This window comes from Actinoplanes sp. NPDC000266, assembly GCF_042899005.1.
Lineage (GTDB): Bacteria > Actinomycetota > Actinomycetes > Mycobacteriales > Micromonosporaceae > Actinoplanes.
The window spans coordinates 1,138,246-1,152,782 of record NZ_JBIAZI010000001.1 but is presented as its reverse complement, the minus strand read 5'-3'; the positions used below and the strand labels follow the sequence as shown (position 1 = coordinate 1,152,782).

General features: G+C 69.2%; 7 protein-coding genes. 2 read left to right on the top strand and 5 right to left on the bottom strand.

Going from position 1 to position 14,537, the window contains the following annotated elements; all coding sequences use genetic code 11:
• Positions 1-21: 21 nt before the first annotated feature.
• From ACFY36_RS04705 to ACFY36_RS04695, 3 genes are all read right to left on the bottom strand, one after another.
• Positions 22-282: a hypothetical protein gene (locus ACFY36_RS04705; protein ID WP_499744520.1), complete on the bottom strand. Its 261-nt coding sequence runs from the start codon at positions 280-282 to the stop codon at positions 22-24.
• Between the two features lie 20 nt (positions 283-302).
• Entirely contained in the window at positions 303-7,349 is a 7,047-nt protein-coding gene (locus ACFY36_RS04700) for a polymorphic toxin-type HINT domain-containing protein (RefSeq protein WP_499744519.1), read from the bottom strand.
• A 219-nt stretch (positions 7,350-7,568) separates the two neighbouring features.
• Positions 7,569-7,892: an STAS domain-containing protein gene (locus tag ACFY36_RS04695; RefSeq protein ID WP_499744518.1), complete on the bottom strand. Its 324-nt coding sequence runs from the start codon at positions 7,890-7,892 to the stop codon at positions 7,569-7,571.
• A 103-nt stretch (positions 7,893-7,995) separates the two neighbouring features.
• On the opposite strand from ACFY36_RS04695, the gene ACFY36_RS04690 reads away from it, so the two are divergent.
• On the top strand, positions 7,996-9,051 hold the full coding sequence (locus ACFY36_RS04690) for a helix-turn-helix domain-containing protein (RefSeq protein ID WP_499744517.1): 1,056 nt from the start codon (positions 7,996-7,998) through the stop codon (positions 9,049-9,051).
• A gap of 1 nt (position 9,052) precedes the next feature.
• Here ACFY36_RS04690 and ACFY36_RS04685 read toward each other — a convergent pair whose 3' ends face one another.
• The gene (locus tag ACFY36_RS04685; RefSeq protein ID WP_499744516.1) at positions 9,053-11,275 is read right to left on the bottom strand and encodes a helix-turn-helix domain-containing protein; all 2,223 of its coding nucleotides are present in this window, start codon (positions 11,273-11,275) and stop codon (positions 9,053-9,055) included.
• Between the two features lie 105 nt (positions 11,276-11,380).
• Between ACFY36_RS04685 and ACFY36_RS04680 the strand changes: the two genes are divergently transcribed.
• Complete coding sequence (locus ACFY36_RS04680; protein WP_499744515.1) at positions 11,381-12,439, top strand: helix-turn-helix transcriptional regulator; 1,059 nt, start codon at positions 11,381-11,383, stop codon at positions 12,437-12,439.
• Here the strand turns inward: ACFY36_RS04680 and ACFY36_RS04675 are convergent.
• Positions 12,420-14,501 (bottom strand): transglycosylase domain-containing protein, encoded by a 2,082-nt coding sequence (locus tag ACFY36_RS04675; protein WP_499744514.1) that lies wholly within the window; start codon positions 14,499-14,501, stop codon positions 12,420-12,422. The genes ACFY36_RS04680 and ACFY36_RS04675 overlap by 20 nt on opposite strands.
• Between the last annotated feature and the right edge of the window lie 36 nt (positions 14,502-14,537).

The window sequence follows — 14,537 nt, the reverse complement described above, 5'->3', positions numbered from 1 at the left end:
ATACGAGGCGGTTCAGCGCTGCTATTCGCTGAACCCCTTCTTCCGGAGGCGCTCCGTCAGCGGCGTCTGACTCGGCGGCCTCGCGATGAACTTGTCTTTTTGATCGTCGAATGAATCCAGGACGACCTCGACAATTTGATCTTCCACATAAACATCGCCGTCGTCTATGTACAAGGCATCGATCAACCCTGGCCTCGAGAGGCCGAGGTCGAGAAACACCCCCCAACGGAAGACGGCTACCACTCGGCCACGCGCGCTCTGGCCGATCCGCTCCAACTCCACGCGACCTGGGTCAGCACTAGTCACGGCCGGATCGCCGATCGTGGATACTGGTTGAGTCGCTCGAAAGCGGTGTTAGGGATAGCCACTTCCGAGTTCGGCACCCCATTGTGATTGCCGATGAACTGCTTGAAGTATTTCTCAAAGTCGGCCTTCGGAATGCGAACCCGAATGATCGCCGTGTCATATGCACCCCTACTAGCATAGTCGAGGGCAATTTCGAGGCCCTTCTCATTCAGGCCGAAGTACGCCTTCCCATCCTGGTACGGGCCGTCCGGACCCGGGAAGTCCGCGGGGTCGAACCCCTCCTTCTCCAGCTTGTCCGTCATCCCCTTGGTGGGCGCCTTGTAGAGAATGCACTCATCCGAGTTGTGTACGAGAACCGCGGTTTTGCCGGCCAGCACATAGAACGTGTGAATGTCCGCGACAGTCAGGTTGTACATCGCCCGCCGGCCATCGAAGACCCGGACAGACCCGATCTCCGGGTCATCCGAAGGCGAACGGGCCGCAAGCCCCTCGCCCGGTGCCAGATCGCCGGCTTCGATCCACTCGCGCCTGTCCTGGCTCCAGAACGGATGTTCCTCGGTGGTGTGGACAATGACGTTTCGGCCGTCGGCGAGCTTGATCGTGAGGTCGGTCAGCTCGGTGTCGGCATTGATGTGGAGGGCGGTGACCTCCTTCGAGGCGGTCTCACCGGTTTCCGGATCGGTCGCCAGGACTTCGTCGCCCTCGCGGACCTCGGCGATCGGCTTCGTTGAGCCGTCCGCCATCAGCACCAAGGTCTCGGGCGAGAAGCTGTTCTTCCTGAGGCAGGCCTTGCCGGAGCTCTCGACCAGTTCGGCGAGGTCCTCGTAGGCCTCTTTGGCGGATACCTTTGTCGCCTGGTTGAAGACCTTGCCCTCGGAGATCAGCCCGCGGGCGGCGCCGGCGCCGTCTTCGGCCAGGAGGCCGTCGGCTATGTCCTGTGAGGTAAGTCCGCCGGGGAGTTTGGGGCCGGTCACCTCGCCCAGGGCGTGCTCGACGTCCTTCGCGTACATGGACGAGCACGTCGCGCCGCCGCCGTTGGCGCCGTTGCAGGCGGCGCTCATCATCCACAGCATCTTGGTGTCGTCGTCGAGCGCTTCCCAGCGCTCGCCCCAGGAGCTGTGATAGAAGCCGTAGGCCCAGTCGACTTTGAGGGCGAACTTGTAGACGTTGTATTTCACCTGGGCGCCGGTCACTTTGACGCCCCCGACGGTGCCTCCCCCGTTGCCGTCGCTCTTGACGTCGAGGTTGGGGAGACTCTGGGTGCCGCCGCCGTCGACCACGCACTGGCCGCAGACCGGGGCGGGGTCTTTGGCGATCAGGCCCGACGGGTCGGAGCTGGTGATGGGGTTGTCGCCGGCGTAGGTGTAGCCGCCCAGCTGGGCCGGATCGGTGGTGACCAGCAGCGGGTCGGGGCTGATGAAACGGCCCAGCACCGGGTCGTACTTGCGAGCCCCGGTGTCGGTGTAACCCGTATCGAGGTTCTTCGGGGCACCCAGGTAGCCGCGGGTCATGTCCGGCCAGCCCGTGGTGTTGGCGCTCTTGCGGTCTTCACCGTACGGCTTGAACTGCTGGCGGGAGATCTCCTGAGTGGTGGTGTCCATCGACAGCGTGGCGCTGTCGTGGGTGTCGCTGATCATGTAGTGGGTGCCGCCGCCCGGCAGGGTCGAGCGGATGGCCACCGCGGCACCGCCGCCGCCGTGGCTGTAAGTGCGCACCGCGCCCAGCGAGACCGCCGGGTTGACGGCGGTGTTGATGACGACCTCGGTGTCGCCGGCGAACAGGCTGGTGCGGCCGGGATCGCGGCGGATCAGCTGGTTGCCGTCGGCGTCGTAGAGGTACTTCGTCGTGCCAGAGCTCGTCGTGACCTCGGCCAGGCGGCCCTCGTCGTCCCACTTCAGCGTCTGGTTCTTGCCGCTGGCGGCGGTACGGCTGAGCAGGTTGCCGGAGAGGTCGTAGACGAACGTCGTCGGGTCGGCGTTGCCGCTGGTGGCGGTCAGCGTGTGCGGCTGAGCGCCCGTGCGGTTGCAGTTCGCCGAGCAGCCGAGCGTGTACTTCGTCGTGACGTCGCTGGTGCCGCTGCCGGTGGCGTGATCCTGCAGCTGAGTACGGCTGCCGATCGCGTCGTAGGTGAACGACTGCCAGTACGAGCCGGCACCGGTCGCCACCCCGCCCGCGACCGGCTTGGCCACGGACTCGGCCGGGCAGGCGCCGGATGAGGTCCAGGCGTCGGCCAGCCGGGCCAGGCTGTCGTAGCGGTAACACTGGGTGTCGGTGACGATGTTGCCGTTCTCGGACTGCTTGTTCGTCACCGACAACGGGTTACCGGCATCGTCATAGCTGTAATTGGTCTCGTCGACCAGCGGGCCGATCCCCTGCACCCGGGAGACCTGCCGGCCGATACGCCGCAGCGTGAATTCGTCGTAGCTGTAGAGGACCTCGGCCTGGTTGCTGGACGGGCCCAGGGTGACCTTGCTCGGCTGACCGAAGTCGGTGTAGACCGTGCCCGCGACGTACGACCCGATACCGGTCGTCTTCGTCGGCGCGCCCAGCAGGTTGTGGCTGTAGTCGATCGTCTCCGACGGCAGGCCGCCGACCGCCGGATCCGTCTGCTGCGCGAGCAACTCGGTGTTCGGCGTGTAAGCGAACGAGGTCGTGTACGACACCGGCAGCGGGCCCTCCGCCGACGGCAGGGTCACTGTCTGGCCCATCGGGTTGCCCAGCGTGGAGTAGCCGGTCACCGCGACGGTGTAGCCGCCGACGACGTCCGGCACCTTGCGGGAGGACGACGTGGGCTTGCCGATCCGCAGGGTGTCGTACGTCCAGGACGCGAACTCGAAGCCCGTGCTCTTCTTGGTGGCGTTCAGCTTGCGGCCGAGCAGGTCGTACGAGTAGTTGAGCTCGATTCCCCGGGCGTCCTTGGTCGAGGTCAGGTTGCCCGCGTCGTCGTATCCCGCGAGGTTGATGCCGGCGTCGGGGTCGACCAGCCTGGTCTGCCGGCCGAGGAGGTCGTACGTGTAGGTCCAGACGGACTTGTCCGGGCCGGTGACGGTGGCCTGCTGACCGGAGTCGGTGTAGCCGTAGGTGACGCTGTTGGCCGTACCCCCGGTTGCGGAGAACCCGCCGGTGAGGCTGCCCGACAGCGTGGGTGCGGTGGTGTGCTGCTGGAGCTCGGTGAGCTGGCCACGAACGTTGGCGATGCCGGTCGTGGCGATGCCACCGGTGGGCGGGATCGTGGTGACCTTGTCACCGGTGTACGCGTTGCGGGTGTGCCAGGTCTCGACGCCGTTGTGCTCGGCCGTGACCTGCGTGGCCCGGCCCAGGCCGTCGTGGTCGGTGACCGTGGTCGACGGGATCGACACCTGCGACAGGCGGTCGGAGATCAGGGTGTCGGACGGGCTGCCCGAGACGGCGTAGGCGTTGTTGGTCAGCACCGTCCAGCCGTGCGAGTCGTACTGGGTGTCGGAGACGACCGTGCTGCCGTTCTCACCGGTCGTCTGCGATTCCAGCGGGCGCAGCAGCGCGTCGTACAGCACCTTGTTGACCGTGTACGTCGGCGCGGCACCCACCTGGTCGCTGTCGTTCAGCGTCCGGGCGGTCACGACGCTCGGCGCCGTCGAACGCACCGCGTACTGATAGGTCATGTTGGCCGGGGCTCCGGCCGCCTCGTTCTTGTTCGGCAGCCAGACGCTGGTGATGCGGCCGAGCGCGTCGAAGTCGGCCGTGCTCGTGTCGCCGGCGATGCCGGTCTCGGCCAGGGCCAGTTGCCGCACCGGGTCCAGGGTCCTGGTGGAGAGCTGACAGTCCTTGCTCGACACGGTGACGGCAGAGCAGTCGACCCCGGCGCGGGCCTGAACGACGGTGGTGACCGTGGCGGGCAGCGCCCCGGTGTCCGGCGAGTACCTGGTGAAGGTCTTCTGGGCCAGGCCGGTCGAATTGGGCGTACGGGTCATGGTCCGGGCCCGGCCGTGAACGTCGTACGTGGTGGCGGTGGCGTCCAGCCACTTGCTGACGGTCACCCCGTTGGTGGTAGCGGCCGTCTGCATCAAGGTGGGGTTGCCGGCGGTGGGCTTCTGCGGGCTGGTCTGCCCGTCGCCGATGAAGGAGAACGTCTTGCCGTCGTACGACGTCCGCGTATTCGAGATCAGCGTCCCGGACGGTGTCGCGCCGGCCGCCGAGCAGTCCTGGTTGGTGTTGATGACCTCGGCCGGCAGGACGAACGGGGCCGTGCCGCCGCCGACCAGCGAGACCGCGCCCTCGACGTAGCGGGTGAAGCCGCACCGGGCGACGTTGCCGGCCGCCCCGACCTCACCGCGGTCGTCGTTCTGCACCTGCATACCGGTGGTGCTCTGACCCAGCGTGGTGTTGTAGAACGTGCGGGTCTCGTTCGTGCGCCACCCGTACGACACCTTCTGCCGGGCGAACGTCTGCGCCGTGACCACCATGTTCGCCTTGAGCGCGGGCAGGCCTTCGCGGGCGCGGGAGGCGGTCGGCCCGATGACCTTCGGAACGGTGATCGACGTCGCGCTCGGGGCGCCGTTGAGGTAGCTCACCGTCTCGAAGGCCTGGCCGGAGAACTCCGCCGAGTCGGCGACCGTCACGGAGCCGTCGGTGCTGGTCAGCGAGGTCGCCGGACGGGTCTTGTCGCCGGGCAGGGTGTCGCCGTTCATGCCCCGGAAGTAGAAGGTCCTGGTCAGCGTCTTCTGGTCGTACACCTGGTTCTTGTTGGTGTAGTGGAAGACGGAGGTGTCACCGGTGGTGACGTCGACCTGCTCGTAGCCGCGGAACTGGCCCCAGGTCCGGTTCTCCTTCTTCACCACCTCGTTGTCGTCGTAGCGCCAGCCCGGGTCGCCCTTGTAGGCGTACTCGGTGACGGTCTTCGGCTGGCTGCCGTCCTGATAGTGGTTGTAGTTGTCGATCGTGGTGATCCGGGTGACCGGGTGCGTGTAGAACCAGTCGATCAACGCGCGCGGCTGAGCCTCGGGCGTCCAGTAGACCGGGAAGCAGCCGGTCTTGTTCGTCGACGCGTACGCCTGAGCCGCCGTGTCGTCGTCGTCGTTCAGATCGCTGGCCGGCACGCCGGCGCAGTTCGGCGTGGAGTAGTCGACGATCGTCTCGGCGCCCGCCTCGGACACGACAGTGCCGATCCGGTTGAACCACATCGCCTCCAGGCCCGGCAGGGTGCCGACCCGGTTGCGCAGCTGCCGCGGGTAGAAGGTGACGGTGCCGCCGTCGGCGTCGGCCGTGGCTCCGCCGAGCCGGTCGAGACCGGTGTGTTTGACCGACTCCAGCCACAGGGTCGGCGCCTCGTCGCCGTTGGCCGGGAACGTCTGGTTCAGGTCGTACTGGTCGACCGGCTTCAGCGCGCTGCCGACCAGCGCGTAGGTGACGATCTTCTTGGTGCGCTGCCGCGACCAGAAGGTGGGTGCGTGCGTGGTGCAGTCCTTGCCGCTGGAGCAGTTCAGATCGACCGGAGTGTCCGGCCAGTACTCGGGATGAGCGACGGTGAAATCGTCGCACGTGTTTCCGGCCGGAACGCCCACCAGGCAGCGCTCGTCGTTGGTGAAGACGATCCGCGCCGGCGGGTTCGCCACGTACGGCGTGCCGCGGAAGCCGTAGTCGATGCGCTTGAGCGCGCCGCCGCGGACGTACTCCACGGCGGTGTCCTTCATGTTGGCGCCGTAGTAGCCCAGCTCCTGGTTGTAGTAGTACGCCATCGCGTTGCCGTTGCGGTCGACGACGTAGTCAAGGCCGAACCGGTAGCCGAGCTTGCAGGCGGTCGCGGCGAACGAACCGTCCGGGCAGGCCGATATTCCGCCGTGTGCCTTGTAGACCGGCACCGTACGAACCGACTTGGTCTCCTCGTTGTCGGTGGTCCACCCGGGCAGACGGTTCAGGCCGAAGTAGTACTGCACGCCGTTCTCGACGACCCGGAAGTACTCGTTGTTCTTCGAGCCGTTGGTCGCCCCGAACAGGTTCTCGATCTTGGTGGTCGACGAGTCGTCGGCCGGGCGGAAGGTGTGCGTCGCGTCGTCGTAGACGATCGCGGTCGACTTGCCGTTGAGCGACAGCGTCAGGATCTGCCCACCCCAGCAGACGTCCCCGGCGTTGTCCGGCGCGCCCGAGTCGTCGATGTCGTCGCACGGCTTGTAGGTCCGCTCGACGAAGCTGTCCGGCAACGACCAGCCGTCACCGATCGCCGAGGACTGGTTGTTCGTCCCCGACGTCCGGGCGTCCAGGGCGTTGGAGCTGTAGGACAGGCTCAGCGCGGGCGCGCCACCACCGGGAGCGGGAGGAACGACGATCGGGTAGCTGTAGGTGAAAGCGCCGGTGTTGCCGCTGGTCGACCAGGAGCCACCGGGCGACAGGTCGGTCGCCTTGTAGTCGCCGGTCTCGCTGGAGGTGCCGGCCGTCGCGGCCAGCACGACCGAGCCCGAGGCCACCGTCGCCGACAACGCTTTTGTAGCGGGCAGCGGCGTCTGTGTGCGGCACTGCTCAAGCTGAGGCGTCGTCAGCGCGCACGAGGGCAGCTGGACCAACCGAAGGCGGGACGCGAAATTGCCGCCGTAGGCGTTGCGGAACGTGGACGGGTCGACGTCGACGTCGACCGGGCCCGCGGCGTCTCGTACGGTGAACATCAAGCCGTTGACGCCGGCCGCCTGGGCCGTCTTCTGGTCGGCGGTGGTGACCCGGACCTGGGTGGCCGCGGCGCTGCTCACCGAAACCGGGGAGGAGCCGGCGCGGACCTTCGACCGGCCGGTCAGCTTGACCGTGGTGTCCTGGGCGGCCGGCAGCGCGGCGTTCTTCGAAGCGTCGAATTTCGCGTAGGTCTTCTTCGGGATGTCGCGGGGCTTGACCTTGCTCTTGCCCAGCTCGACCCGCTCGATCTTCTGCGGCTCGGGGAAGTCCGGCTTCTTCGGGTCCGCGGCCGCCGCGACCGGCGTCAAACCGATCAGGGCCGGGCCCGTCACCGCGACCAGGCCCAGCACGGCCAGGCGGCGCCATCGCGCCACCAGTCGCGGAGTCCACCTGTTCTTGGGCAGCATCCAGCGTCCTTCCCCGTTTACGCACTTCAGAGCGCAGGCCTACGCCCGGTGCGGCGTAACGCCACACCGGTTGATCAAGCCCCAGGCGGATCAGAGTACGAAACGGGGAGACCCCGGTCTATATCGATGAACTTTGTCACTTTCATCGACAGTGGACACTATTGGTATTGACTAAATTCCGTAGTAACGGCCAGTAACTCTCAGCGACTGGTCGGCGACTCAGTCGTCCACGGGCTCTCGGACCAGGATCTCTTCCAGGCTCGCGATCTGCAGCACCATGCGGACCATGGCCGTCGGTTCCTTGAGCATCAGGGTGATGCCGCGGGCGGCGGCCGCCCGCTGGGCGGCGACCAGCACGCCGATGCCGCTGGAGTCGAGGAAGGCCACCCCGCTCATGTCCACGTCGACGCGGTCGGTGTTCGGCGCCTCCACGGTGCTGCGGAGGACCTCCCGGAGCACGTCGACCGTCTCCAGGCTGATGTCGCCCTCGGGCGCGACCGTGACGGTGTTCGCGTCGCGTTCGATCCGGTACTGCAAAGACATGTCGATTCCTGTCGGTCACGTGGCGGCTCGTCGCCGCGCGATACCCCATCGCGCGCGCGTCAAACGTCTGCCCGGTAGAACGACCAGCATGCGATCATGACGCGTGACCGGCACACCGAGCTTCGCGGCGATGCTACGCGAACTGCGCTCACAGGCCGGGCTGACGATGGACGAGCTGGCGGCGACCTCCGGGGTGAGCGCCCGCGCCATCAGCGACATGGAACGTGGCCGGAGCCGCCGGCCCCAGCGCCGCACGATAGCGGCGCTGGCCGACGCGCTCGGCCTGGACCTCCGGCAGGGCTCGCAGCTCATTGCCGCAGCGCGAGGGCGCCCACTGTTGCCGTTGCCGGAAGACGCGGAGCCCTTCGTGGGCCGCGAGGCCGAGCTGACCCGGTTGCGGCAGCTGGCGCGGCAGGCGCTCGGCGAGCGCACCGCCCCCGTCGTGGTGATCTGCGGCCTGGGCGGCACCGGCAAGACGGCCCTGGCCGTGCGCGCCGCCCGCTCCCTGGCCGCCGAGTTTCCCGGCGGCGCGCACTTCGCCGACATGAGCGGTGGGACGGGGGACGATCTCCTGCGGGCGCTCGGAGTGCCCGAGCGCGACATCCCGGCCGGCGCCGAGGACCGGGCCGGGCACTATCGCGAGACCGTACGGGAACGGGCCGCCCTGGTGGTGCTGGACGACGCGGTTGACGAGGCACGAGTGCGGCCGCTGCTGCCGGCCGACGGGGCGGTGCTCACCCTGGTGACCAGCCGCCGGCTGCTCAGCGGGCTCGAAGCGGTGCACCGCGTCCACCTCGGTCCCCTCGAACCGGCCGACGCGGCCCGGCTCGTGGACGGTGAGGTGGCCGCCCTCTGCGGTTTTCTTCCGCTCGCCCTGCGGGTGGCGGCCGGACAGACCGCCGGTGACCTGGCGACCGCCGACCGGCGCCTGGATCGGCTCGCCGATCTGGGATTCCCGGTCAACGACGTGCTCGCACGGCCCTATCGCGCGCTGACGCCACCGGCAGCCCTGGCGCTCCGCCGACTTGCCCGGTACGAGGCCGTCGACGACGAGGACGCCTTGGAGGAACTGGTCGAGGCGGGTCTGGCCGAGATCGGCAGCGGCGGCTACCGGCTGCACGAGCTGGTCCGGCTCTTCGCCGGCCGGTCGCCCGGGTGAGTCACAGGGTGGCCAGCTCCTCCCGCACCGCCGCGACCGACTCGTCCATGCCGGTTCGCACGAAGAGTGCCTCGGCCTGCCGCAGCGCGATCCGGGCCGGCTCGGCCCGGCCGTCATCGCGCAACACCCGCCCCAGAGCCAGGACCGCCTTGGCCTGCATGTCCCATACGCCGATGGCGGCGTACCGTTCGGCAGCCTCGCCGAACACCACCGCTGCCTCCTCGTGCCGGCCGGCCTTCCACAGGGCGTGGCCCACCCCCAGCCGGGCCCGGCCCGCCATCAACCCCGCCACCGAGGGCAGCACCGGACGGGCCGGATCGTCGATGACCTCCAGCACCTGGCCGAAGAACGGCAGTGCCTCGGCCGGGCGGCCCGCGAAGTACTCGATGTCGCCCCGGGCCAGCAGCACCTGGCACATCGCGTCGTAGTCACCGGTCTCCTCGAAGATCACCGCGGCCCGCTCGTCGTAGGCCGCCGCCTCGGTGAGGTTCCCTCGGTCGACCTCGGCCTGCGAGGCGTAGTGCAGGGCCCAGCCCTCCTGTGCCCGGTCGCCGCCGAGCCCGGCCAGCCGCAGCGCTTCGAGGGCCCGGCGCAGCGCCTCCTCCTCGTCCCGGCGAAAGGTGAAAACCCAGGACAGGTAGTTGGTCTGCGTGGCCTCCTGAGCGAGGTCGCCGAGCTCGCGGGCGGCGTCGCGGCCGAGCGTGAAGACCTCCTCCCAGCCGTCCCAGTAGGACCAGAAGTCAGAGAACCAGTGCATGGCCTCAGCGGTGTCGAGCACGGCCCGGGGCCGATCGGCGGAGCGCATCGCGGCCAGCCAGTTGTCCGCCTCGGCGCGCAGCCACGCCTCGGCGTCACCGGTGGAGCCGAGCCGCAGGCCGCCGTCGAGCGCCGCCGGGGTGCCGTCGCCCTCGTACCAGCGCCCGGCCGCAGTCGCCGCGTCCAGCAGCCAGCCGGTCATCCGCCGCGCCGAGGCGTGCCGCTGCTCGGCGGTCTCCTCCTCGACCAGGCGGGCGCGGGCGAAAAGCCGTACGAGATCGTGGAAGTGAAAGCGGTCCGCCGTGTCCGACTGGAGCAGGCCGAGCTCCAGGAGCTCGTCGAGCGCGTCCTCGGCCACCGGCCGGTCGGCGCCGGCGACCACGGTGGCCAGAGCGGTGCCCGCGTCGCCGCCGGGCACCAGCGACAGCCGGCGGAAGGTCTGTGCCGCGGTTGGCGACAACTGGGCGTACGACAGGGCGAAGGCCGTCGTCATCAGCAGATCGCCGGCCACCAGACGGTCGAGGCGGCGTTCCTCGTCGGACAGGCGATCAGCCAGATCGCGGAGCGTCCACCCTGGACGGCTGCGCAGCCGGTTGCCGGCGATTCGCATGGCCAGCGGCAGATGGCCGCAGAGAGCGGCGACCTCGGCCGCCGCCTCGGGTTCCGGCGGGGTCTCGCCGGCGAACGGATCGCTCAGGATGGCGTGCAGCAGCTCGATCGCCTCGTGCGGCGAGAACGGGCTCAGCTCCAGCCTGGTCACCCCGTCGAGGGCGGCGAGCCGGCGCCGGCTGGTCACGACACTCACGCCACGGGCTTTCCTGAGGTACGGCTGTACGTGCTCCTCGTCCGCGGCGTCGTCGAAGACGATCAGGGCCTGTTTCTCGACGAGGAGCCGCTCGTACAGTTCGGCCCGCTTGCCCGGCCCGGCCGGCAGGGCGTTCGGCGGCACGCCCAAGCCGTGCAGGAGCCGGGTGAGGATCTCGTCGGTTCCGGCCGGGCGGTCGGCCATGCCGCGCAGGCCGACGAAGAGCACCCCGTCCGGGAAGCCGCCGGCCAGCGACCGGGCCGCGTGCGCGGCCAGGGTGGTCTTGCCGGAACCGGCCGGGCCGCTGATCACCACCGGTGGGCCGCCCGGCCGCGCCGAGAGCCGCAGCCGGTCGAGCTCGACCGCGCGGCCGACGAAGTCGCCCGGCACCCGGGGCAGCCACGCGCCGCTCGGTGAGGCCGTCTGCCGCCGGCGCCGGTTCTCCCGGGCCGCGGCCAGCAGCGCCTGCCGGTCGTCGCCGTCCAGCCCGAGCGCGTCGGCCAGTGCGGTGATCGTCCGGCGTTGCGGCGTGTGGCTGCGCTCCCGCTCGAGGTCGCTGATCGCGCGCACGCTGAGCCCGGACGACCCGGCCAGCTCCTCGAGCGTCAGACCGGCACGCTGCCGAAGCTCACGCACCACCGTGGCCAGCGATTTCTCCGCCATGAGCGCCTCCCACGATCACTGTAGGCCGCGGTTCTGCGTGTGTTTCCGCATGGTCATCCGGCGTGGCGGGCGCTTGGCTGATCACGGGGCGTCGGAGGAGGAAGGATGCCGGGGAGAACTTTGCATGTGATGGGCGACGCCGCGATGGCTCGTGGCGACTTCACCAGTAGTGCGCGGCTGCTGTCCGGTGCGGCCGACCTGTGGCGGGCCGAGGGGCGGGCCGGGCCGCTGGCCCGGGCACTGACCGGGGCCCGGAGCCGGATTCCCCTGGGCGACCTGGCACGGGCCTGGTCCGACGCCGGCGAGGGGCGCGCCCTGGCCGGTGCGACCGGCGAGACCGCGGCCTGGCTCAGCCTGACCGGCACGGCGGCGCTGGTGGCGACCATGCGCGGCGACCACGACGAGGCGGCCGGGTTGGTGCGGGACCTTCGCGTCGCGGCCACGGTCGGCCGGGCGCCGGGCGGATGCGAGGCGGCCCGGCAGGCCGAGGGGCTGCGCGCGCTGCTCGAGGGCCACGCCGTGGAGGCGTACGACATCATCAAGCAGTTGTTCCTGGCCGGAGGGCCGCTGCGGCGGTGGCACGTGGCGATCGACCTGGCCGACGCCGCCGCGGCCGCGGGTGAGGTGGAGGAAGCCCGGGCGCTGCTCGCCGAGCTGCCCGCAGCGGCCAGGCGCCTGCCTTCGGAGTTGCTGATTTCGGCCCGCGTGTACGTCGAAGCGGTGCTCACCAGGGACGACGGCGGCCATGCCGGAGCCTTGGCCGCGCTGCCGCCCGGATGTGTGCTGGCGCGGGCGCGGCTGCACCTGCATCACGGTCGCCGCCTGCGGCGGCAGCGCCGCTATGTCGACGCCCGGGAGTCGCTGCGGGCCGCGCACGATCTGTTCGACGGAATGGGCGCCGTGCCCTGGGCCGAGGCGGCCCGGAGCCAGCTGCTGGCCACGGGCGACTCGTGCGCCCGGCGGCGCGGGGAGACGTACCTCTCGGCTCAGGAAACGCAGATCGCCGAGCTCGCCGCACGCGGCCTGAGCAACCGGGAGATCGCGGACCGGTTGTTCATCTCGCACCGGACCGTCGGATCGCACCTCTACCGGGTCTACCCGCGGCTGGGAATCACCAGCCGCGGGCAGCTCGCGGCGGCCCTGGCTACTCGCCGGGCTTCTTGAACTCGACCTGCTCCTGGCCCTCCATGTAGTCGGCCAGGGTGCGGTAGACGACCGGGTTGACGATGCTGTGCGGCATCCGGTCGGTGTGGTTGGCCCAGTCCGGGTTGACCATGTAGCCGGCCACCACCAGGTTGCGGGAGCCCACGACCAGCGACGCGGTCTTGTCGTTGTCGGTGGTTCCGGTCTTGCCGAAGATCGGGTGACCGATCGTGCGGTACGCGTTCGGCTCCGTCGAGCCGGCACAGTTGCCCAGCTGCGCGCGGTCGCCGACCGGGCAGCGGGCCGCGTCGAGGGCCTTGCGGGCCACGTCGGCGCTGGTGGCCCGCTTGCAGGCGGGCTGGCCGGCGTTGACCTTCGAGCCGTTGGCCGCGTAGATCTGCTTGATCGGCGTCGGCGCGCAGTACATGCCGTCGCCGGCCAGCGTGGCGTACGCGTTCGCGATCTCCAGCGGCGTCGACGCCGTCACGCCGAGGGTGAACGCGCCGAACTGGTGCGCGGCCTCCGGGGTGGCGATCAGGTCACGGTCGCCGCCGCGGTACTGGAGGCCGAACCGCTTCGAGACGTCGACGACCTTCTCGGCGCCGACCTGCTCCTGCAACGGCACGAAGTACGTGTTCACCGACTTGCCGAAGCCGGTCCACATGTTGAACGTGCCCTTCTCGCTCTTCGAGGCGTTCTCCGGGCAGTAGAACGAGGTGCCCGGGCAGGCGGCCGGCGAGTTGCGCGCCACCGGGTAGCTCGACTTGTAGAAGTAGTCCGACGTGATCGAGTGGCTGAGCTCCAGGCCGTTCTCGAGCGCGGCCACCATCGTGAACATCTTGAACACCGAGCCGGCCTGATAGCCGCTGATGTCGCCGCCACCGGTGATGATCGGGTTGGTGGTGTTCGGATAGGTGGCCCGGGCGCCGGCCTTGCGGGTCTGCGGGTTCGAGCTCAGCGGGTTGGTGCCGTCGTCGAGTTTGTAGTTGCGGTTGGCGGCCAGCGCCTTCACCCGCCCCGAGCCGGGCTCGACCGCCGCGATCAGGACGGCGTTCTTGTTCTTGTCCTTGATCTTTTTGGTGATTTCCGTACGGGCCGCGGTCTGCGCCTTGACGTCGAGCGACGTGACGATGCGGTAGCCACCGGTCTTGAGCTGGCGCTCCCGCTCGTACGAGTTGTCACCGAACGCGGACTGACCCATCCACCAGCGGTAGAAGTAGTCGCAGAAGAAGCCCCAGTTGTTCTTCGCGACCGAGGTGCAGCCGTTGCCGGGACGGTTCGTCGTACGGCCCAGCTTGACCTTCTTGGCCTCGTCGCCCTGCGCCTTGGTGATCTGGCCCAGCTGAACCATGTTGTCGATGATGTAGTTGCGCCGGTCCAGCGCCTGCGGGTAACCGGTCGCGGTGGTCGGGTCGAACGCGGTCGGCGCCTTCACCATGCCGGCCAGCAGCGCGGCCTCGGCGATCGTCAGGTCCTTGGGCGACTTCTTGAAGTAGACCCGGCTGCCGGCGTAGACGCCGTAGGCGCCGTTACCGAACGGGGCCAGGTTCAGGTAACGCTCGAGGATCTGCTTCTTGTCCAGGTCCTTCTCGACCTGCAAGGCGTACTTGATCTCGGTGACCTTGCGCTCCGGGCTGTCCCGGGTCGCGTCGATCGCCTCCTGCGGGGTCTTGGCGCCGTACGCCTGCGCCATGCGGACGTACTGCATGGTCAGGGTCGAAGCACCCTGCTTGGAGCCACCGTTGTTGTTGTTGACGGCGGCCCGGGCGATGCCCTTGAGGTCGACGCCGTTGTGCTCGTAGAACTTGTGGTCCTCGGCGGCGACGATGGCGTTCTGCATGTTCACCGAGATCTGGCTGATCGGCACATCGCTGCGGAACTCGTCGTAGAGGACGGCGATCTGCGTCTTGCCGTCGTTGGCGAACACCCGCGTCACCTGCGGGGTCGACTGCTGCACGAGCGTGCTCGGCAGCGACGAGAACTCCTGAGCGCCCGCCTTGGCCACCAGCCCGCCGAGCGCGAACGCCGGGAACGAGGCGGCCGACACCACCACGCCGGTCAACAGCCCGCACAGGAGCAACAAAACAGCCTTGGTAGGCCACTTACGGTCTTTCGTCCG

Coding starts and splice junctions, on each gene's coding strand:
- ACFY36_RS04700 (WP_499744519.1), bottom strand. CDS start 7,349: ATGCTGCCCAAGAACAGGTGGACTCCGCGACTGGTGGCGCGATGGCGC.
- ACFY36_RS04695 (WP_499744518.1), bottom strand. CDS start 7,892: ATGTCTTTGCAGTACCGGATCGAACGCGACGCGAACACCGTCACGGTC.
- ACFY36_RS04685 (WP_499744516.1), bottom strand. CDS start 11,275: ATGGCGGAGAAATCGCTGGCCACGGTGGTGCGTGAGCTTCGGCAGCGT.
- ACFY36_RS04680 (WP_499744515.1), top strand. CDS start 11,381: ATGCCGGGGAGAACTTTGCATGTGATGGGCGACGCCGCGATGGCTCGT.